This window comes from Enterococcus spodopteracolus (genome assembly GCF_030441955.1).
Lineage (GTDB): Bacteria > Bacillota > Bacilli > Lactobacillales > Enterococcaceae > Enterococcus_B > Enterococcus_B spodopteracolus.
Genome location: NZ_JARJHD010000076.1, coordinates 1 through 611, shown reverse-complemented (window position 1 = coordinate 611; position 611 = coordinate 1). Strand labels below are relative to the sequence as shown.

At 39.0% G+C, this 611-nt stretch carries 1 protein-coding gene; it reads left to right on the top strand.

The window, feature by feature from the left end:
* Window positions 1-51: 51 nt before the first annotated feature.
* A partial coding sequence (locus P3R27_RS14580) for an HNH endonuclease signature motif containing protein (RefSeq protein WP_438839299.1) occupies window positions 52-611 on the top strand: 560 nt, incomplete at its 3' end.

Below are 611 nucleotides of genomic sequence, written 5' to 3'. Positions count from 1 at the left end.
CTTCCAGCGAGAACTTATAGCGAAATGCTTAATAAATGCTCGGAAGGTATGATGCAGATAAATGTTAGAAATAATTTCATTACTCACTTCCCCACTTTTTTGCAGAAAGAACAACAATATAGAATATTAAGCTCGACAGGTCAGTTATTTACCTACGACAGGACACACCCTCTTGAGCCTACAACCTTAGTAGTTGGTAACCTGACAAAGGTTAAATTAGAAAAGCTTTATGAAAATAATCTCCGAGATAAAAACAAACCCGCTAGAACATATTACGATGACATGCTTGTTTCATCAGGTGAAAAATGTCCATTTTGTGGTGATATAGGACAGACAAAAAATATAGATCATTTTCTTCCTATTGCACATTATCCTGAATTTTCGGTGATGCCTATTAATTTAGTTCCATCGTGCCGCGACTGCAATATGGGAGAGAAAGGTCAAGTTTTCGCAGTAGATGAGGTACACCAAGCGATTCATCCCTATATCGACAAGGACATTTTTTTTCGTGAGCAATGGGTATATGCAAATTTCGTTTCCGGAACTCCGGGTGCTATCAGTTTTTATGTTGAATGCCCGGCGAACTGGAGGCAGGAAGACAAACACAGAGC